General features: G+C 39.2%; 20 protein-coding genes. 10 read left to right on the forward strand and 10 right to left on the reverse strand.

The genetic code is table 11. From position 1 onward, the window contains the following. The first annotated feature begins 95 nt into the window (after nt 1-95). The 4 genes from RMB13_RS19840 (at nt 96) to truA (ending at nt 4,624) form a co-directional block, all read left to right on the forward strand. Complete coding sequence (locus RMB13_RS19840; protein ID WP_311086143.1) at nt 96-1,439, forward strand: hypothetical protein; 1,344 nt, start codon at nt 96-98, stop codon at nt 1,437-1,439. A gap of 68 nt (nt 1,440-1,507) precedes the next feature. Further along, nucleotides 1,508-2,785 carry a hypothetical protein gene (locus RMB13_RS19845; protein WP_311086144.1) on the forward strand — a complete coding sequence of 426 codons (1,278 nt, stop codon included), beginning with the start codon at nt 1,508-1,510 and terminating at the stop codon, nt 2,783-2,785. Between the two features lie 55 nt (nt 2,786-2,840). Beyond that, a complete protein-coding gene (locus RMB13_RS19850) occupies nt 2,841-3,812 on the forward strand; it encodes an asparaginase (protein ID WP_311086145.1) in 972 nt (323 codons plus the stop codon). A gap of 14 nt (nt 3,813-3,826) precedes the next feature. After that, nucleotides 3,827-4,624 carry a tRNA pseudouridine(38-40) synthase TruA gene (truA, locus tag RMB13_RS19855; RefSeq protein ID WP_056483204.1) on the forward strand — a complete coding sequence of 266 codons (798 nt, stop codon included), beginning with the start codon at nt 3,827-3,829 and terminating at the stop codon, nt 4,622-4,624. A gap of 26 nt (nt 4,625-4,650) precedes the next feature. On the opposite strand, the gene RMB13_RS19860 is transcribed toward truA, so the two are convergent. Continuing rightward, nucleotides 4,651-5,661 carry an AraC family transcriptional regulator gene (locus RMB13_RS19860; protein ID WP_005037036.1) on the reverse strand — a complete coding sequence of 337 codons (1,011 nt, stop codon included), beginning with the start codon at nt 5,659-5,661 and terminating at the stop codon, nt 4,651-4,653. Between the two features lie 263 nt (nt 5,662-5,924). Here RMB13_RS19860 and infA point away from each other — a divergent pair, with 263 nt between their 5' ends. Beyond that, a complete protein-coding gene (infA, locus tag RMB13_RS19865) occupies nt 5,925-6,146 on the forward strand; it encodes a translation initiation factor IF-1 (RefSeq protein WP_001284370.1) in 222 nt (73 codons plus the stop codon). 51 nt (nt 6,147-6,197) lie between these two features. Here infA and RMB13_RS19870 read toward each other — a convergent pair whose 3' ends face one another. Next, nucleotides 6,198-6,569 carry a lysozyme inhibitor LprI family protein gene (locus RMB13_RS19870; protein WP_311086146.1) on the reverse strand — a complete coding sequence of 124 codons (372 nt, stop codon included), beginning with the start codon at nt 6,567-6,569 and terminating at the stop codon, nt 6,198-6,200. Nucleotides 6,570-6,743: 174 nt separating this feature from the next. Between RMB13_RS19870 and RMB13_RS19875 the strand changes: the two genes are divergently transcribed. Continuing rightward, nucleotides 6,744-7,154 carry a hypothetical protein gene (locus RMB13_RS19875; protein ID WP_311086147.1) on the forward strand — a complete coding sequence of 137 codons (411 nt, stop codon included), beginning with the start codon at nt 6,744-6,746 and terminating at the stop codon, nt 7,152-7,154. A 52-nt stretch (nt 7,155-7,206) separates the two neighbouring features. On the opposite strand, the gene leuB is transcribed toward RMB13_RS19875, so the two are convergent. From leuB to leuC, 4 genes are all read right to left on the reverse strand, one after another. Further along, on the reverse strand, nt 7,207-8,286 hold the full coding sequence (gene leuB / locus RMB13_RS19880) for a 3-isopropylmalate dehydrogenase (protein WP_004640985.1): 1,080 nt from the start codon (nt 8,284-8,286) through the stop codon (nt 7,207-7,209). 33 nt (nt 8,287-8,319) lie between these two features. Continuing rightward, nucleotides 8,320-8,910, reverse strand: a complete 591-nt coding sequence (locus RMB13_RS19885) for a hypothetical protein (RefSeq protein ID WP_003654712.1) — start codon at nt 8,908-8,910, stop codon at nt 8,320-8,322. A 112-nt stretch (nt 8,911-9,022) separates the two neighbouring features. Further along, a complete protein-coding gene (gene leuD, locus RMB13_RS19890) occupies nt 9,023-9,670 on the reverse strand; it encodes a 3-isopropylmalate dehydratase small subunit (protein ID WP_311086148.1) in 648 nt (215 codons plus the stop codon). Between the two features lie 18 nt (nt 9,671-9,688). Continuing rightward, the gene (leuC, locus tag RMB13_RS19895) at nt 9,689-11,107 is read right to left on the reverse strand and encodes a 3-isopropylmalate dehydratase large subunit (RefSeq protein WP_005037045.1); all 1,419 of its coding nucleotides are present in this window, start codon (nt 11,105-11,107) and stop codon (nt 9,689-9,691) included. A 237-nt stretch (nt 11,108-11,344) separates the two neighbouring features. Here leuC and RMB13_RS19900 point away from each other — a divergent pair, with 237 nt between their 5' ends. Both RMB13_RS19900 and RMB13_RS19905 read left to right on the forward strand, forming a co-directional pair. Beyond that, entirely contained in the window at nt 11,345-11,599 is a 255-nt protein-coding gene (locus RMB13_RS19900) for a DUF2061 domain-containing protein (RefSeq protein WP_003654707.1), read from the forward strand. Between the two features lie 115 nt (nt 11,600-11,714). Next, a complete protein-coding gene (locus RMB13_RS19905) occupies nt 11,715-12,575 on the forward strand; it encodes a LysR family transcriptional regulator (protein WP_004640979.1) in 861 nt (286 codons plus the stop codon). Nucleotides 12,576-12,583: 8 nt separating this feature from the next. On the opposite strand, the gene RMB13_RS19910 is transcribed toward RMB13_RS19905, so the two are convergent. The 4 genes from RMB13_RS19910 to RMB13_RS19925 form a co-directional block, all read right to left on the reverse strand. Next, the gene (locus tag RMB13_RS19910; protein WP_005037049.1) at nt 12,584-12,835 is read right to left on the reverse strand and encodes a hypothetical protein; all 252 of its coding nucleotides are present in this window, start codon (nt 12,833-12,835) and stop codon (nt 12,584-12,586) included. 128 nt (nt 12,836-12,963) lie between these two features. Further along, entirely contained in the window at nt 12,964-13,707 is a 744-nt protein-coding gene (locus RMB13_RS19915; RefSeq protein ID WP_005037051.1) for a sporulation protein, read from the reverse strand. Nucleotides 13,708-13,761: 54 nt separating this feature from the next. Continuing rightward, on the reverse strand, nt 13,762-15,201 hold the full coding sequence (locus RMB13_RS19920) for a DUF2252 domain-containing protein (RefSeq protein WP_311086149.1): 1,440 nt from the start codon (nt 15,199-15,201) through the stop codon (nt 13,762-13,764). Between the two features lie 197 nt (nt 15,202-15,398). Continuing rightward, nucleotides 15,399-16,049 (reverse strand): HAD family phosphatase, encoded by a 651-nt coding sequence (locus RMB13_RS19925; protein ID WP_004640973.1) that lies wholly within the window; start codon nt 16,047-16,049, stop codon nt 15,399-15,401. A gap of 182 nt (nt 16,050-16,231) precedes the next feature. On the opposite strand from RMB13_RS19925, the gene RMB13_RS19930 reads away from it, so the two are divergent. Further along, nucleotides 16,232-16,717, forward strand: a complete 486-nt coding sequence (locus tag RMB13_RS19930; protein ID WP_003654696.1) for an RNA pyrophosphohydrolase — start codon at nt 16,232-16,234, stop codon at nt 16,715-16,717. Between the two features lie 85 nt (nt 16,718-16,802). Continuing rightward, entirely contained in the window at nt 16,803-19,097 is a 2,295-nt protein-coding gene (ptsP, locus tag RMB13_RS19935; protein WP_004640970.1) for a phosphoenolpyruvate--protein phosphotransferase, read from the forward strand. The last annotated feature ends 155 nt before the right edge of the window (nt 19,098-19,252 follow it).

A 19,252-nucleotide genomic window follows, 5' to 3' on the forward strand; every position in this document is an offset into this window, starting at 1 on the left:
TTTCGTAACTGGTTTGTGAAAAATTTACAATTTATTTACATTTCATTATTGTATAATTTTGAACGACTTTACGACTTATTAGGTCATGGATTGAGATGACTGTTTATAACAAATTAAAAATTGCCATTTTCACCATTATGTCTTCGCCATCTATTTATGCGATTACATTAGACCCTATACAAATTCAGTCCGCACCCGGCGATTTGTTATATGCAGAAATGAACTTCCAGCAAGCTGATCCCAATTCCACTTTACAAGTCAGTTTAGCAACCCCCGAAGATTTAAGTGCTTTGGGTGTGACTCATCAACCTCCGGGAAATCTTAATTTTTATACACGCCAAAATGGTCAAGGCTCTGGGGTTATTGTCATTACCTCATCCCGTCCTGTTATTGATCCCGAGCTCAATATTGTTGTAAAAATCAGTGAAGGTTCTGCAACTCGTTTACAGCATATCAAAACTGTAATTAAGCCTTCTGCTATAAAAAAGACTGAAAATAACGAAAGTACTTTATCGCCTCAGCTTATTGTGAATGAAAAAGATATTGCTTTAAATCTGCCGGAAAGTACCCGATATACTTCATCTGCTCCTGCCCTAGCTACCACCAACTCTAATAGTGAACAAAACCTGAATATCAAGTCTGGGACTGTCCCAGCGATAAATACGAATTCATCTGCCCCACTTAGTGAAAACTCTTCGGCTCAACAAGTTGTAACAAGCACTATTCCTGATCAGGCAGTAACAAAAAATCAAATTACATCTGCTATTAATAAGTCAGATACAAATAATTCGCCAAAAACACCAGTTAAAAAGTTAGCAGTACAAAAGAAATCTGTTCCATCCAAAAATCTCAGTCAAAATGCTGCAAAAAAACAAACTCTAAGTCCGTCTAGAGGACCAATAACTTCAGGTAAATATGTAGTACAACACAATGAGTCTCTATGGAGCATTGCTAATCGTATTGCAGCGAAAACCAAACAGCCAGTTGCGAAAGTCATGCATGATATCCAAAAACAAAACCAGCATGCTTTTATCCAAGGTGATGTAAACCGTTTACGTCAGGGAATTGCTCTAAAACTCGCCCATACTCCTGTCTCTAAAACTCAGCAAAATAAATCAAAAACAGAAATAACGCATACTGCAAAATCGCCTTCTGGCAAAGCTAAATACCGTTTGCAACAAGCAGAAATGAGTATCGTGGCTGAAAACAGCCAAAATTCTACACATGGAAGTGCTAAAAAGAGCACACAACAAAGTCAAAACAATACTGAGTTAGCAGTAAAAGTTATGACAAAAAGAGAAAAAAACGTTACATTACAAAGGAATGTAACCAAATTAAATCAAACTTTACGGTTAAAAGACCAACGTATTCAACTTTTGAATGCGCGTTTGGCAGAGTTACAACAGCAGTTACAAGCACAGCAAAACACTCACAAGTAAAAACATTAAGTTAAAACCAGAGTTAGCTCGCTTTATATTGCAAATATTTATTTTTTAAGGGGAAAGTAATGTTATATGTGATTCCGTTCATCATATTGCTCGTGGTCGCTGTTATTTTAAAAAAACGCGAGAATAGCCAGAAACAAGAGGCCACCTCCCCAAAAACGGTAAATAAAAAAACCAATAAAAAAGCAAACTCTAAATCGAGTAAAAACTCGCGTGAAAAAAGTAAAGTAAATGTGGTAGAAGAAACTCTTCCACCTATTCCACAAAGCAGCCCTGTTCCAGAAGCTGTACGTCAAAAAATCAAACAGCTCATTCAAGAAAAGCAATATTCAGCCGCTGAAGCTCAAGTAAATCAGGCGCTAAAAAAAGATAATACTCAACATGAGCTTTATTTATTATTGCTTGAAGTTCATATTGCACAGAAAGATGAATTTGCCATAACACAACTGATTAGTCATATTCGTAGTTTGGCATTGAATGAAATAGTGCCCCAAGCAGAAGCTAAACAAATAGAATATGAAGCATTACGAAAAACAGAACACCAGTTATCGAAACAACCCGATGCCATCGATTTCCCTCAAGCTCAAACATACGAAGAGCCAAAAAATACACCGGACACAACAGCTCAGTTTGACCAGTTAACAACAAGTTCTTCTGAAGCTTCTTTTGATGACTTGCAGAAAGACTATACACCTGTAAAGCAAGAACCTGCTGTTGAAGTTGAGCCTCTGGAATTTAATTTCTCATTTGAGCAAAAAACAACAGAAGTCGATTCTGCTAAACCTGAAGATAAAATTAGCACTGAAACAGCCAGTGAAACAAATGACTTAAATACTTTAGAGTTTTCATTTGATTTAGAGTCTATCCCAAATAAAGCAGAAAAGTCTCTTGAGCCTAGCTCTGAGTTGACTGTTGAAACACTCAAAGTTGATACAACCTCTACACCAGACATTGATTTTGGTTTTAGTAGTTTTTCAATAGACAAAGTGTCTGATTCACAAAGCAATAACTCTCAAGAAATCATCTTAGAAGAAAATATTCAAACTCAGCCATTATCAGTTGAAACCCTTGAGTTTTCTTTAAATCCTATAGAGTCTGAAGATAATCAACCGAATTTAAATGAATCAGAACTTAGCCTTGAAAACAACGACCCACTTTTCCAAGCTTTTCCAGAATTAAAACAGTTAGATGAAAATGAACTCGACTTAAAACTTGCAGAGCAATATATCAGTTTAGGTGCTTACCCAGCAGCGCACGCCTTGTTGGCAAGTAATGAGCAAAAATTCAACACAGAGCAACAACAACGCGCGAAAAATCTACTAAATCGCATAGCTTCTTAAGGCTGATCGTTTTACCATAAGCAGTCAAAGATGACTGCTTTTGTGCCTGAAAAAGATGAAAAAAATAGCCTTATTTTATATGGGTGGTACTTTTGGCTGTGTAGGTGAACCTTTAGCGCCTATGCCATATGACCAATTCTTACCTCAACTTGAAAAAGTTATACCACCTCACTTAACGGTCGACTGTTTTGCTGCCCCAAATATTGTAGATAGCAGTGCTTGTACAGCGCCCGACTGGCTACGTCTTATTCAACGCATACAACAACTACAACTTGAAGGCTATCAGCACTTCGTCGTTATTCATGGTACAGATACTCTCAGTTATGCTGCAGCGACTCTAGCTCGTTTTCTAGGTCAGAGCTGCCATGTGGTTATTACTGGCAGTCAATATCCTCTCCTGAATATTCAAGGGAATGATACCCGTGAGTTTACTGATGCAATTGATAATTTATATCTTGCATTAGAACAGGTGATTAGCTTACCTGTGGGTGCATACCTTGCGTTTCATCATCAAGTATTTCATGCTCAAACTGTGTTAAAGACACATACGACTGAACTTGACGCTTTTTCCGGTCTTAAAGCTGAGTCTGAATTTACACCTCAGCAAAACGGGTTAATTTTGCAAGATATGCAAATCGAGCGTGCAGCATCTTTTCAAATCTTGAATTGGATGATGCAACCTATTGCGACCACTCAGCTCGTTCAACAATTACGAAATTTACTGCCAGCCCCACCTCAATTTTTAGTATTGCAAGGTTTTGGTACTGGAAACATAGCTGTTAATCAGGAACTACTCGCAACATTAGATGAACTCTATACACGTGGCTGTGTTCCGATTCTTACGACTCAGGTTACCTTTGGTGGTATTGATCAACGCTATGCAATTAGTGAGTGGACGAAAACTGCAAAAATTGTCATTAGTGATGCACATAGTCATGCAGATCTCTATGCAAAAGCACTTCAAATCTATTTAAAATACTCAACCCCAGAACAATGGTTCAGCCATTGGAACGAAAATTTGCATTAAATAGAGGTAAAGCCATGCAACGTTATGCAGTCGGTATTGAATTTAGCGGAGTTCAATATCGAGGTTGGCAAACACAACAGCCAGGCGTTGCCAGCGTACAAGAAACCATTGAACGTGTGCTTAGCAAAGTCGCAAATGAACCTATAGCACTTCATGGTGCTGGTCGTACCGATGCAGGAGTACATGCGACAAATATGGTGGCACACTTCGATACGCATGCCATTCGCCCAGAAACAGGGTGGTTAAGAGGGGCAAACAGCCAACTACCTAAAGATATTTCCATTCAGTGGATTAAACTGATGGATGAAAGTTTTCATGCCCGCTTTAAAGCGACTGCTCGACGTTACCGCTATATTATATATAACACGCCTCATCGCCCTGCACTATTGCATAAACAGGTTACTCACATTTACCAACAGTTAGATGTGAAAAAGATGATTGAAGCAGCAAGTAAATTTGAAGGCACTCATAACTTTGAAAGCTTCCGTGCAGCGGCCTGCCAATCAAATCAGCCTGTTCGACATGTAAAACATTGCCGTTTATTTGAACATGGACGTTATTTGGTTTTAGATATTCAGGCAGATGGTTTTTTACACCATATGGTGCGTAATATTGTTGGGTGTTTACTCGAAATTGGTCAAGGTATGTATGAAATTGATCATATCGATGCAATGTTTGCTGCACAAGATCGTAAGGCAGCAGGAGTCACTGCCCCGCCAGATGGTCTTTATTTTATTCAGTGTAACTATCCTGAGCAGTTTGATCTGCCTCAGCCGCCACTTGGGCCACATTGGCTAAACTTACCTGAGTAAGCTTAGCCTGCTCGACTTATACTTATCTAGCGATGCTGTTTACGCTTACGGTACTCAACCGGTGTCTCATTCGTCCAACGCTTAAATGCGCGATAGAACGTACTTGGCTCAGAGAAGCCAGTTAAATACACAATACGCTCAACACTCTCATTGGTATTTGCCAAAAGTTTTTTAGCTAAACGGCAACGATAGTCAGAAAGTATTTGCTGAAAACTGGTATTCGCCTCACTTAGCTGAGTACGTAAGCGACGTGGGGTAATATTTAACTGAGCAGCAACCGTTTCCAAGGTTGTTTCTCCACTTTCCAGCGTTGAACCAATTGCTCTACGAACTTCACCCACTAGATCATAACGCGCTAATTCTTGTAATTTTTCAATCGCAAGCTGCTCATGCAATTGCAATAACTCGGGCTCTGCTTGCCAAAGCTGAAAATCCAGAATAGCGGGATCAAAATATAAACGTGTTTCTTTTTGACCTAAACTAACCGGACAGCCATATACGCGGAAATATTCATCCTCGGCGGCTCCTTCGCTGAAGTTAAAATCGATAAAGATCGGATGAAATTGCCCTTCGGTAATAAATTTAAAAAATCTAAGTATTCCCGAAATTGCACATTCAGAGAAATGCCGATTAACAAGATTATCAGCACCGATCTGCTCGCCATTGGTTAAATAACAACGCCCTTCTTCAATCACTAGTTTTGCATCAAATGCGTCACTAATGAGGCGCTGATAAGCCAAAGCCCGCTTTAGGCCTTCACCAAAAGTATCACTACTAATAAATAGATGTTCAATGACCTGACCACGATATAAAGGCAAATGCTCGCCTAAATGCAGACCGATATCTGGATCTTTACTGACTTCCTGAGCGGCAGTCCAAAAGGCATACTGTGCACTTAACGGTGTACGTGCATTTGTATCAACCTGATTTAAAGCAACTCCCGCTTTGGTTAATATTTCTTCTGTTGGCAATCCCGCACGACGAATCGCTTGATAGCCAAAGCGTAATACAACTGATGCATCTGTTAGCTGACCCACGCAGTGCCCTTCCATGTAGATACTTCATTGATATTTAGGGCCGTTGACTTTTACGCAATTAACAGTCCCTAATAACTATGATTTTAGATTAGCGTTGATTGACCGAACTGACAACAGAATTAAACTTCTTTTGTGAAAAAAATTACATCTTTTTTTATTAGTCATACTTTAACCAGATGCTTGAGTAGAAGTATGTCTATCTTGTTTTTTTTAAATAAATTGACTATAATTTGCGCCTTCCCAATTTGATCATCAGGTAGGCTATGGCCAATAAAGAGGAACTCATTGAGTTCGAAGGCGTTGTCACCGAAACGCTTCCTAATACGATGTTCCGTGTACGTCTTGAAAACGGTCACGAAGTTATTGCACACATTTCTGGTAAAATGCGTAAACACTATATTCGTATTCTTACTGGCGACAGTGTAAAAGTCGAAATGACTCCATATGACCTCACTAAAGGTCGTATCACGTACCGTGCTCGCTAATTAGTGAATGCAAAAAAGCCACTTCATGATGTGGCTTTTTTATTGCGTTGTTTATTCACTTAAGCGACTGGTTTTACATCCCACCGTTTGGCATTCACGCAATCTTTCTTGCAGCCAATGGTTTCTTTCTTGCGTTGTCTGTAAACGACATTGCACGTCTACACTATTTCTATTTGAATCTGTACACTCAGCATCACGTTGACGTATCCATGCAAGCTGAGATTTCTTAAGAATATTTTTTTGCGCAGTATTTAACTTTACTCGCAATGCTTGATAATTCTTATTCATATCTACATCTGCACTCGCATAAATTTTATTTGTACAGTAAATATCATCATAAGTATTGCGGGCACTATCACAGTTATCAGCGTAGACGACAGTCATTCCTAAACTGCATAAAAATGCAAAAGCAATTTTTCTCATACTTTTCTTCCTTAAGTTTTCTATGAAATTATTATTAAAGCGATTCGAATGTAATGATAAATTTAAAGGTAAGTTCACCTTCTATTTATCATAATCTTCCTTTTTTACTTTACAAGTATTCAAATCCAACCTATTGTTCTTTAATAATAAATAGAATTTTTTATTGAGATAAAAATGAATATAGACACCCCATATAAAATTGGCCTACTTTTTTGTTTGATCATGATGAATTTGAACGGTTGTACTAGCCATCCACACCAATCTATAGATTTACAAGAGTATTTAAAGAGCTTTCTAGGCAAATCTTCTGCAACCATTCGACAAGACATCAATCTACGTAGTCTTGGTTTTCAAGTCGCTAATGCTCCACAGAAAACACCTAATCAACTCATTTATACGATTTTACGTCCATTAAACATCCCAATCCCGATGGTGACTAATGTCGATATGAGAGGTAATTCTGTTGCTATACAGTCAGGTAATCTGGGTGGCAATTCTTACGATGTGAATTTCAACTGCAAAGTTATTTTCCAGCTTAATAATGATATTGCCGAGTCTATTCAATATGAAGGTAAAGCCTGCTAAAACATAGGCATAAAAAAACGCAGCGTTGAGCTGCGTTTTTTATAAGAAGCTTTTAAGCAAGAGCAGCTACAACTGCCTCACCCATCTCGGCTGTACCCACTTTTGTCATACCTTCAGACATAATATCTGCTGTACGTAAGCCTTGATCAAGTACTTGACCTACAGCATCTTCAATTGCTTTTGCAGCAGCTTCTTCACGGAATGTATAACGAAGCATCATTGCAACAGAAAGAATAGTTGCTAATGGATTGGCAACATTTTGACCCGCAATGTCAGGTGCAGAACCATGACAAGGTTCATACATACCTTTGCCATTTTCATCTAAAGAAGCTGATGGCAACATGCCGATTGAGCCTGTAAGCATTGCCGCTTCATCAGATAAAATATCGCCAAACAAGTTACCTGTTACGATCACGTCAAACTGTTTTGGCGCACGTACAAGCTGCATTGCAGCATTATCTACATACATATGTGAAAGCTGAATGTTTGAATAACTCGCTTGCTGCAAATCAGTAACTGTTTGCTTCCAAAGTTCTGTTACTTCTAAAACGTTCGCTTTATCGACTGAACAGACTTTACCACCACGTAAACCTGCAAGTTCAAAAGCAACTTTTGCAATGCGCTTAATTTCACTTTCAGAATAAACGTCTGTGTTATAGCCTTGTTTTTCACCGTTTTCGAGTTCACGAATACCACGTGGCTGACCGAAATAGATACCGCCAGTAAGCTCACGAACAATCAGAATATCTAAACCAGCAACAATTTCAGGTTTTAAGCTAGAAGCATCTGCCAATTGCGGATATAAAATCGCTGGGCGTAAGTTAGCAAACAAGTTGAGTTCACTACGAATTTTTAAAAGACCACGTTCAGGACGGATAGAACGCTCGATCGCATCCCATTTTGGTCCGCCTACTGCACCCAGTAAAATTGCATCAGCTTTTTTTGCCTGTTCACTCGTTACAGCTGGATACGGTTCGCCATGTGCATCAATTGCCGCACCACCCAATAGGCCATGTTCCCAAGTCAACGATAAATTAAATTTTTCATTTACTGTATTTAATACTTTTTCTGCTGCCCCAACAATTTCGGGACCAATACCATCACCAGCTAAAATTAAAATCTGTTTAGACATGAACTTTTTCCATTTTCCAAAAAACAAGCAGTGTTATGACGACCGCGGTGTTAGTTTTTTCTGTTCAAGGAACTCGCCTAGCCCTGTTGTTACATCAAATGGTCGACAAAAACGGCGAATAACACGCTCATCTTGCTCTAAGTCGACACATAATGGATCTGGTACAGAAACATTCAGCAAACTACCCGAACGGTTAGTTTTGTCTCGGTACATTTTAAATGTATAGCGATGGTTGGCATTAAACTGGTGAATCACATGGATTGTTTCAGCCCGATCTGGAGAAATCGGATAGAAACGGATCACCACTTCATATTGTTTAGCAGGCACAGATAAATATAAACTGTTGGTTTGCCCGAGCACTGAACCGTGCAACCGTACAATTCCTTGATGAATTGCCTGATTACTAATTCGTCGTGTTTGCGCATCCACTACAGTAATATCATTTAGTCGTTCAAATTCACAACTCTTCGCACCCGAACAATATATTGCTGCATTCTGCCCCAAATTTTCTTGTTCAGCCTGCTTAATACGGACAGTATCCACTACATTGTACGTGCTCTGACAAGCACTGAGTGTTATTGCGCACAGGCTCAACAAAAAGCTATGAGTAACGTTCCTCTTCATTGTTCAAGCCCAATCCTCATCTAGTGCATAATTTTAAGGTGTTTTTATGCTTTAGCATGTTAGCAAGAGTTTGAACACTACGCCATGGCTATGTTTAAAATGTACCAAAAGGTTAATTTAACTCTTGGAATACCCAAGGACGAACTTGTTTAGTTTTTTCTTCATAAGCGCGAATTACATCCGCGTTTTGAAGCGTTAAACCAATATCATCCAAGCCATTTAACAAGCAATGCTTGCGAAATGGGTCAACTTCAAATTTAAAAGCTTCACCTGTTGGGGTACGCACTTCTTGAGCCGCTAAATCAATTGTTAATTGATATCCTTCATTTGCAGCGCATTCTTTAAATAACTGATCAACAATTTCCTCTGACAAAATGACAGGTAACATGCCATTTTTGAAACAGTTATTAAAGAAAATATCAGCAAAGCTTGGCGCAATAACAGTACGGAAACCGTATTCATTCAATGCCCAAGGTGCATGCTCACGACTTGAACCACAACCGAAGTTAGTACGAGCAATTAAAACATTTGCTCCTTGATAACGTGGTTGATTCAAAACGAAATCCGGATTTTTGGGACGAACTGAATTATCTTGTCCTGGATAGCCTTCATCTAAATAACGAAGTTCATCAAATAAGTTATCCCCAAAACCAGTACGTTTGATTGATTTCAAAAACTGTTTTGGAATAATTAAATCTGTATCAACATTGGCACGATCTAATGGTGCAACGATACCTTGTTCAACTGTATAAGCTTTCATGGTTTGCTCCAGACCGAATTAAAATGAACGAACATCAACAAAGTGACCTGCGATTGCAGCCGCTGCCGCCATTGCTGGGCTCACCAAGTGAGTGCGACCACCATTGCCTTGACGACCTTCAAAGTTACGGTTAGACGTCGATGCACAGTGTTCACCTGGTTGTAATTTATCTGCATTCATTGCTAAACACATTGAACAACCTGGTTCACGCCATTCAAAACCAGCTTCCAAGAAGATTTTATCTAAGCCTTCTTTCTCTGCCTGTTGTTTAACTAAACCTGACCCCGGAACAATCATGGCTTGCTTAATGCTAGAGGCTACTTTACGGCCTTTAACCACCTCAGCCGCAGCACGGATATCTTCAATACGAGAGTTAGTACAAGAACCAATAAAGACCCGGTCAAGTTGAATATCAGCTAATGCTTGACCTGCATTTAAGCCCATATATTGATAAGCACGTGTCCAGTCATTACGTTGAACGTCATCTTTTGCTTGTTCTAAGGTTGGAACTGCTTCAGTTACCGGAATAACCATCTCAGGTGAAGTTCCCCAAGACACTTGCGGTTCGATCTCTGCACCATTTAATTCAACTACAGCATCAAAGGTAGCATCTTCATCTGAATGCAAAGTGTCCCAGTAAGCAACTGCTTGTTCCCATTGCTCGCCTTTTGGTGCATAGCTACGGCCTTTCACGTATTCAACGGTTTTGTCATCGACAGCAACCATGCCGACACGAGCACCCGCTTCAATCGCCATGTTACATACCGTCATACGTCCTTCAATCGACATATCACGGAACACCTGACCACCAAATTCAATCGCGTAACCTGTACCACCTGCGGTACCAATTTTAGCAATAATTGCCAACACCACATCTTTTGGTGTCACACCTTTGCCTAATACGCCATCTACACGGATTAACATATTTTTAGATTTTTTCTGAATCAAACATTGTGTTGCTAACACATGTTCAACTTCAGAAGTTCCAATACCATGTGCCAAACAACCAAAAGCACCGTGTGTTGCTGTATGTGAATCACCACACACCACAGTCATGCCAGGTAAAGTTAACCCCTGCTCAGGTCCAACGACATGCACAATACCCTGACGGATATCGTTAATATTAAATTCAACAATATTAAAGGCTTTACAATTGTCATCTAAGGTTTGAACCTGAATACGAGACGTATCATCTTCAATACCCGCGATGCCTTGCTCACGTTCCTTTTTAGATGTTGGAACGTTATGGTCTGGTGTAGCAACGTTCGCACTTAAACGCCATGGTTGACGACCCGCAAGTTGCAAACCTTCAAATGCTTGTGGACTAGTCACTTCATGCAATAAATGACGGTCAATATAAAGTAAACATGAGCCATCATCACGCTGTGAAACAACGTGGTCATCCCACAATTTGTCATATAAAGTTTTGCCTGCCATGTCGTCTTGCTCCATTGGACTGGGTAATTCTAATCTTTCTTCGATTATAGCCAGAGTTTCACATAAATCTAATTTATCATTTTTATAAATTAGAAAACTTTTTGGAATTAATCATAATCCCTTCTATACACATCAAATTTAATAAATCGTTTTTGTTAATGATTATCATTTGCATAATCAATTTTTAATCTTATACTCTCATCTCTATACTAAAAATATCTAAAGTGGCTAAAGAGAATGATCATGGCTAATATTCAAAAATTCGTTGTAAATAATCAACGTACCTTAAAGAAAACCTTCAGCTATTACATTATGCATATTAGCGTAGCGATGATAGTTGCATACTTTGTAACAGGTAATATCTGGATGGCTTTAACCTTAAGTATGCTTGAGCCAACCGTACAAGCATTTGCTTTTTTCTTTCATGAAAAAGTATGGGCAGCTAAAGACCGCCGCATTTCAGCCTTAGCTGAGAAAGAGACAACGGCTTAGGCTAAGATTAGTGCGGTAATTCATAACTTTCTAACTCGTTTTGCTGCAAGCATGATACGATTTTGGCTTGGCAACTTTAGCCCCTCGATTTTTCTATTCCAAGTTGAGTTGTATTATGAATCTTGCAGCCTTTGAAGCTTTTGTAAAAGTTATGGAAACAGGGTCTATCTCTGTGGCAGCAGATCAATTATTTATTACTCAACCTGCTGTAACCAAACGGATTCACAGCTTAGAAGAATATTTTGGTGTCAAACTATTTGAGTCCGCAGGCCGAGGCGTTCAAGCAACTCATGCTGCACATTCATTATTACCAAAAGTTAAAAACTGGCTAAATGAGCTTGGAGACATCCATCACACCCTAAGCCATGAGCAAAATCAGGTACAAGGTCGTTTAAAAATTGGAACCAGTCACCACATTGGTTTGCATCATTTACCCGCGCCCCTTAAACACTTTGTTCAGCAATTTCCGCAAGTCACTTTAGATGTGCATTTTGTTGACTCAGAGCAAGCGCATGAAAAAGTGCTTGCCGGTGATTTAGAGTTAGCATTTTTAACACTTCCCCCTTCAGGTGATGAGCGCCTTAACTACATTACCATCTGGAATGATCCTTTAGTTTTTGTTGCTGCCCCTTTTCATCCACTGGCACAAAAAAAGAATCTGACCTTACAAGATTTAATCGAATATCCGAGCTTGTTACCCGCTGCACAAACTTACACTGCTCAAATCACTTTAGCCGAGTTTGAAAAACAAGGGCTTAAACCAAAAATCACCATGAGCAATAACCCGCTTGAGTCTATTCGTATGCTGGTGTCTATTGGTTTAGGTTGGTCAGTTTTACCAAAAACTCTATTGAATCAGGATATGCAACAACTTGATTTAGATGTAAAAATGAATCGCCAATTAGGCATGGTATGGCATCCTGCGCGCACTCAATCCAGAGCTATGCAGGAACTGATTAAAATGATGCAAGAGTAGTTGAATTATTAGCGACTATATTTTTTAAAAAGGATATAAACCAGAACAGCAAAAGGTAATAGTAAAAATAATACGCCCCAACCAAAGAAAATAGCGGCAAAGATAATACCGAGTAAAGTACCTGAAAATAATAAAAAAATAATATAAATGAAGAGCTCACCAATGAGTGTGATGAAACCGTCAATCAGTTGCCCACCAAATTCTTCAAGAAGATTACCTTTACGGGTCTTCTTTTCTTCGGTCTCATTCTGATTATCCATCATATCCTCCACACATCATCACGACCGATTTAAATCGCCCTTACTCTCAATGCAGCAAAAGCGATTTAAATATAAGGCTCTTTTCAAGTTGATAAAAAACTCTCATTTGATGCACATAATTTAATTTATCAAAGCTGCAATAGGCTTCGAATTTGTTGCACCATTTGGTTTTCATCAAGCATATGATGTGGAATGGTCATCGTTAATAGTTGATCTGATCGAAAATGACGGTCAACTTCAAGCATAACGTGCGTTTGATTAGGTTCAGCAACGAAAGAAACCTCAACCTCATTAAACCCACTAAACATATGTGAAGAGACAAATTCAAGCTCTTGGTAACAACCAATGGTTGATCTAAAGTTTCGTGCAGTAAGTTGACCTTTTTCTACATCAACTGTTGATAAAATAAAGCTACATCGCTGCATGGCCTGTAAAAACATTTGCATAGCGGGAGTTGGCAGCACTTTTAAATAATCACGATCAGTTGCATCTAATCCCCAATCAACATCCATATGAGTTTGAATCCAAACACGTGTACCATTTCTTCGACAAGCGACTTCGGTAATCGGTGTCTCAAATGGTAATTGAATACTGAAAGGGAAAGAATGAGCTTGATGTGCTGGCAATAGAAAACGAGAATTTACTAACCACTCTTGTAAGACCAAAGGTTGATTAAACTCATGGTCACCAGATTCAACTTCTGCCATTGTCATCAACTTCAAATAAAGACCATTAATCTCTTTATCAGATGATCCCCCTTTGAAGCTAATTTCTCCATGCAGTGTCTCACCTGCTTGCAAGTTTGGATTGTGTAAAACAGTTTCTACCGTTACGCCTTGAAGACCCAAACCAGACATAATTTTATTAAACATTTTTTCTCTAACCTTTCGAATTATTTCATGTCATCTGTAGCAGCATACTTATTCTTAAAGTGCATCATCTCCAGCAAGCGGAATCTTACCCTCTACAACTGCATTCATAAATTGCTGATAGTCATTTAAATTGCGCTCTGCATACTCCTCTGCATACGCTTGCAATACTTCTACGATCGTACTGCCCTCTCCAAGATATCCCATAAGTACATCAGCATTTCCAGACTTAGCATGAGCATGAGCTAAAGCCAAACCACAACTTTCAGCATACTCATTGAAATACTCATCATCCATATCACTAAGATCAACCGAAATCTTCATATCACGTAACTGACGTACATGAAAATGTTGATTGGGGGTTGAAGAGAATCCAAGGAAGATATCACTAGCAGCTTGCATGAGTTGCTGGCCATGTACCACGCGCTCGCCTTCATGTTTTACTTTTTCTACAAATAACGGACTAAGAATCGATGGATTCGCTTCTTTCATTTGCAAAATTAACGGTTCCCGATCTGCATCCTGAAATAATGCAATCGCGGATCGCGTACCAACACTTCCGACTCCAACCACTTTCAAAGCCACATCAGTCCGTTGATAACGATCAAAAAGTACTTGGCGATCATATTTCAAAGAATCACGATATTGCTGAAAGAATACATCAACATCTTTACTGAACGGTTCATCTGCCTTTGGATGCCATAATAAAGGCGCATCATCCACAAAATGGCGAGATCCAGTATCTTGATCTTGCTGTGTGAGCTTCGGTAAAACAGAATATGCATTTCTCTTTTGTGCTGAATCAAGATGCTTCGCGCGTTTCTTTCTCAGTTTTCGGCATTCAGTGTTTTCTAATAAGGTACTGGCATCAACTTTTTCATACCAAACTTGTAGAGGCGAAAGTTTCGTATTTTCTAATAAGTGCTGACGATAACTATTCAACATCGTTTTAATTGCTTTTAAACCCACTTTATCTGCAAGATCAATATCACGAGCCGCAATCACAAAACTGGTTGCTAAACGCTTTAAATCCCATTCAAATGGAGCAACCAAAGTCTCATCAAAATCATTAATTCCAAACAACAAGTTGCGTTCCGGGCTAGCAAACCCACCAAAATTACTTAAATGACAATCGCCACAAATCTGTTGAAATAAACCTGAATTTACCTGCTCCCAAGCCTGATCAAACAGCATCAAAGAAGGCATACCACGATAAAATGTAAACGGTGAAACGCTCATTCGTTTTGCACGAATTGGTTTGAGCTGCTCTAAACGCCCTTGATTACTCCAATCATAGATTGTTAAAGCAGTTATACCTTTTGGTCGCTCAGAAAGCTCTGACAGCTGTTCTCTCGGAACTTTTTTACGTTGAGCCTTACCTAATTTGAAGCCTTCGCTTTTATTAAGTAATTTCCCCTGATAGCTATGACGTGTTAAATCAATACTTTCATCATTCCAAAGTTGTTTTGGTAATTTAATTTGTGCTGTTTTTGGCATTATTCCCTCATTTTTAAATTAGAATTTTTTATATTCTTAAACCGTTACCAAAATAAAATTTATTTTTTATTAGACATATTCATATCTACTTTTGGAACAAGATTTATAAAAACATTCAAAAAATGATTTTTAAATATAATTAATTAGGAGTTGGAAGACCTCAAAGCTTTGCAAGCTACTCTTCCAACTCCACAATCTTAAATCGACCAGTCTTGAATTTCCCAGCTATTTTCTTGAGCCAACTTTTCAAGGCGATCATCAGGATTTACAGCAATCGCATGAGTTGCATATTCAAGCAAAAAGCGATCGTTGATTGAGTCTGAATATGCCCAAGATTCAGATACGCTGCGTCCAGCCAACCAGTCGTCGAGACGCGCAAGTTTACCTTTTTGATAACACGCCAAGCCCGCAACTTTACCCGTATATTTCCCATCTGCAACTTCAGCATTGGTTGCCAAAATTTCGGTAATACCAAATTCACGGAAAATAGGCGCAGTAATAAAATCACTTGTTGCTGTAATACCCACAATTGTATGACCTAAATCTTGATGCTTTTTGATTGCATCAAAGCCTTTTGGACGCATTTGTGGACGAATAACTTTTTGCATGAACAATTGGTGAAGCTCAGTTAAGTAGTTATTGTCGTGCTTTGTTAAAAATCCAAAGACAAATTCATTATAAGCATAGGGGTCAAGTTGCCCTGCTTTGTAATCTTCATAAAATTTATCATTCATCTGACGATGATGAACCGCATCAACCAAACCTTCATTGACTAAAAATTCACCCCACGAGTGGTCTGAATCGGTATTTAACAAGGTATGGTCTAAATCAAACAACGCCAGTTTCATGAAAATTCTCGTTTAAACTGAAATTTAAGAAAAAAAATGTAAATCTATCTCCGCTAGTCGATAGAAATTCGTTAAGATCGTAGCAATTTAAACATTTTACTTTGATCTTTTCGAGCTGGACATAAAAAAGTGTTTGTCCCCGCGATTAAAGTCAACGATATAGACAATATTTAGGTAGCCAAATGATCGATTCAGAAGGTTTCCGACCGAATGTCGGGATCATTTTGGCAAACGATGATGGACAGGTTTTATGGGCAAAGCGCATTGGTCACAATGCTTGGCAATTTCCACAAGGAGGCATTCAGTTTGGAGAAACCCCTGAACAGGCACTTTTTCGAGAACTGAGAGAAGAAATCGGCTTATTGCCCGAACATGTCCAGATTATTGCGCAAACCAAAGGATGGCTGCGTTATCGTTTGCCACATAGGTACATTCGGTCAGACTCTGACCCCGTATGTATCGGACAGAAACAAAAATGGTTTTTACTGAAATTGACTGCGCATGCAAGAAATATTCAGTTAGACCTCTCTGACCCACCCGAATTCGATGAATGGCAGTGGGTTAGCTATTGGTATCCTCTTGGACAAGTGGTGAACTTCAAGCGTGATGTTTATCGCAAAGCCATGGTGGAGTTGTGTACACAGTTGCCGATGCAACAATTACCCTAAAAATCATTTATCTAGCAAATGATTTTTATTGAAAGTGCTGTTATAAATACATTCATAGTCTAAAAAAATACTGGAGTATACATCCATGTCAAACATGCAACTCGACACTCTACGGCGCATTGTCCAAGAAGTTAATGCGTCCGTCAGTTTGCATGAATCATTAGACACCATGGTCAATCAGGTTGCTGAGGCCATGAAAGTGGATGTTTGCTCTATTTATTTACTCGATGAACGCAATCAGCGCTATGTATTGATGGCCTCTAAAGGCTTAAATCCAGAATCTGTGGGCCATGTTTCACTGCAACTCGGTGAAGGCTTGGTCGGTCTGGTCGGGCAACGTGAAGAAATAGTTAACCTTGACAATGCACCAAAACATGAGCGTTTCATGTATTTACCTGAAACAGGTGAAGAAATTTACAACTCATTCCTCGGCGTACCTGTCATGTATCGCCGTAAGGTTATGGGTGTTTTGGTTGTACAAAACAAACTTCCTCAAGATTTTAGCGAAGCAGCCGAGTCATTTTTAGTTACTCTGTGTGCCCAGCTTTCTGGTGTTATTGCCCACGCTCACGCAGTTGGAAATATTGACGTATTTCGTAAACCAAGTAATGGCCCTGCCTATAAAACCTTTCAAGGTGCTTCAGGTGCAGGCGGTGTTGCTTTAGGTCGCGCTATTATTTTATATCCGCCTGCCGATTTGGGTTCAGTACCTGACCGTGAAGCAGAAGATATTAGTCATGAACTTCGACTTCTAGATCAAGCCATTTCATCAGTTCGTTCAGAGATTCGTTCTTTAGATGAAAAAATGCATGATTCATTAATGGCAGAAGAACGCGCTTTATTTAGTGTTTTCTTAAGAATGCTAGATGAAAATGCATTGCCGGCAGAAATTAAAGAACTCATTCGTGACGGGCATTGGGCACAAGGTGCTGTGCGCCGTGTCATTGAAAAGCACACTGCCCTATTTGCACAAATGGAAGATGACTATCTTCGTGAGCGAGTTTCTGATCTTAAAGATTTAGGCCGACGTATTTTAGCCTCGTTGCAAGAAGAAGATTCTAGCCACCGTGAGCTCAGTCCAGACAGTATTTTAATTGGTGAAGAAATTAGTACTGCGGCACTAGTCGAACTACCAGTTGATAATATTGCGGCGATCGTAACCTCCGAAGGTGCTGCCAACTCACACATGGTGATTGTAGCTCGAGCACTAGGAATTCCAACTGTGGTTGGCGTCACTGAGCTGCCAGTTAATACACTCGATGATGCAGAAATGATTGTGGACGCCTATCAAGGTCGTATTTTTGTAAATCCTCCACGTCGTTTACGCCAACGATATAAAGAAATTCAAAAAGAAGATGAGCAGATCGCAAAAGATCTCAAACAATACGAGACAAGAGAAGCGATTACTCCAGATGGTGTATCTGTTCCACTTTATGTAAACACAGGCCTTATGATTGATGTGGTTCGCGGTGTACAACGCGGTGCTCAAGGTGTGGGTCTATACCGAAGTGAAATTCCATTCATGTTACGGGAGCGTTTCCCGGGTGAAGAAGAACAACGTGCAATCTATCGTCAACAATTGAGTCACTTCGCCAACAAACCTGTGGTAATGCGAACTCTGGATATTGGTGCCGATAAAGACTTACCTTACTTCAGTATTGAAGAAGAAAACTCGGCATTAGGATGGCGTGGTATTCGTTTCACGCTCGATCATCCCGAGATTTTTTCGTCACAAATTCGCGCAATGCTCAAAGCAAGTATTGGTTTAAATAATTTGCATATTTTATTGCCAATGGTGACTACCGTAAGTGAAGTCGAAGAAGTACTTTATTTACTTGAGCGTGACTGGATGGCGGTGCAAGAAGAAGAGCAAGTTAAAATTACCAAGCCAAAAATTGGAATTATGGTTGAGGTACCAAGCGTACTACTACAAATTGATGAGTTTGCTGAACTTGTCGATTTCTTCTCAGTCGGTTCAAATGACTTAACTCAGTATTTACTTGCAGTTGACCGCAATAATCCACATGTAGCAAACGTTTACTCGCACTTCCACCCATCCGTTCTACGTGCTTTAACTCGCTTAGTTAAAGAATGTCATGAATACAAAAAACCTATTAGTATTTGTGGTGAAATGGCAGGTGATCCATTATCTGCAATTCTGCTCATGGCGATGGGCTTTAATACCCTTTCAATGAGTTCGAGTAACATTTTGCGAGTACGAAAAGCAATTTGTCATGTACCTATGACAGATGCACAAAAACTACTTGATGATGTCATGAAAATGAATAATCCACTCATTGTGAAAAGCTGGCTTGAGTACTACTTTAAAACTCACGGTTTAGCAGATATGGTCAAATCAAATCGAATCGTAAATGTTTAATATATAAACAATAAAGGAGAGCAATGCTCTCCTTTATTTATTTTAGATAGCTTCTACGATCACTGACTATAAAAATTTCTTTTCACTCTCAGTTCTGCCCTACTTTTTAAATTAAACAAAAACACAATCGGTTTTTCAAATCAATACTGACAGTT

It is taken from the genome of Acinetobacter sp. V102_4 (assembly GCF_031799005.1).
GTDB classification, from domain to species: domain Bacteria; phylum Pseudomonadota; class Gammaproteobacteria; order Pseudomonadales; family Moraxellaceae; genus Acinetobacter; species Acinetobacter calcoaceticus.

Coding starts and splice junctions, on each gene's coding strand:
- RMB13_RS19905 (WP_004640979.1), top strand. CDS start 11,715: ATGAATCTTGCAGCCTTTGAAGCTTTTGTAAAAGTTATGGAAACAGGG.
- RMB13_RS19925 (WP_004640973.1), bottom strand. CDS start 16,049: ATGAAACTGGCGTTGTTTGATTTAGACCATACCTTGTTAAATACCGAT.
- RMB13_RS19845 (WP_311086144.1), top strand. CDS start 1,508: ATGTTATATGTGATTCCGTTCATCATATTGCTCGTGGTCGCTGTTATT.
- RMB13_RS19840 (WP_311086143.1), top strand. CDS start 96: ATGACTGTTTATAACAAATTAAAAATTGCCATTTTCACCATTATGTCT.
- RMB13_RS19910 (WP_005037049.1), bottom strand. CDS start 12,835: ATGGATAATCAGAATGAGACCGAAGAAAAGAAGACCCGTAAAGGTAAT.
- RMB13_RS19915 (WP_005037051.1), bottom strand. CDS start 13,707: ATGTTTAATAAAATTATGTCTGGTTTGGGTCTTCAAGGCGTAACGGTA.
- truA (WP_056483204.1), top strand. CDS start 3,827: ATGCAACGTTATGCAGTCGGTATTGAATTTAGCGGAGTTCAATATCGA.
- leuB (WP_004640985.1), bottom strand. CDS start 8,286: ATGTCTAAACAGATTTTAATTTTAGCTGGTGATGGTATTGGTCCCGAA.
- RMB13_RS19850 (WP_311086145.1), top strand. CDS start 2,841: ATGAAAAAAATAGCCTTATTTTATATGGGTGGTACTTTTGGCTGTGTA.
- RMB13_RS19920 (WP_311086149.1), bottom strand. CDS start 15,201: ATGCCAAAAACAGCACAAATTAAATTACCAAAACAACTTTGGAATGAT.
- RMB13_RS19885 (WP_003654712.1), bottom strand. CDS start 8,910: ATGAAGAGGAACGTTACTCATAGCTTTTTGTTGAGCCTGTGCGCAATA.
- RMB13_RS19875 (WP_311086147.1), top strand. CDS start 6,744: ATGAATATAGACACCCCATATAAAATTGGCCTACTTTTTTGTTTGATC.
- RMB13_RS19900 (WP_003654707.1), top strand. CDS start 11,345: ATGATCATGGCTAATATTCAAAAATTCGTTGTAAATAATCAACGTACC.
- infA (WP_001284370.1), top strand. CDS start 5,925: ATGGCCAATAAAGAGGAACTCATTGAGTTCGAAGGCGTTGTCACCGAA.
- RMB13_RS19930 (WP_003654696.1), top strand. CDS start 16,232: ATGATCGATTCAGAAGGTTTCCGACCGAATGTCGGGATCATTTTGGCA.
- ptsP (WP_004640970.1), top strand. CDS start 16,803: ATGTCAAACATGCAACTCGACACTCTACGGCGCATTGTCCAAGAAGTT.
- leuD (WP_311086148.1), bottom strand. CDS start 9,670: ATGAAAGCTTATACAGTTGAACAAGGTATCGTTGCACCATTAGATCGT.
- leuC (WP_005037045.1), bottom strand. CDS start 11,107: ATGGCAGGCAAAACTTTATATGACAAATTGTGGGATGACCACGTTGTT.
- RMB13_RS19870 (WP_311086146.1), bottom strand. CDS start 6,569: ATGAGAAAAATTGCTTTTGCATTTTTATGCAGTTTAGGAATGACTGTC.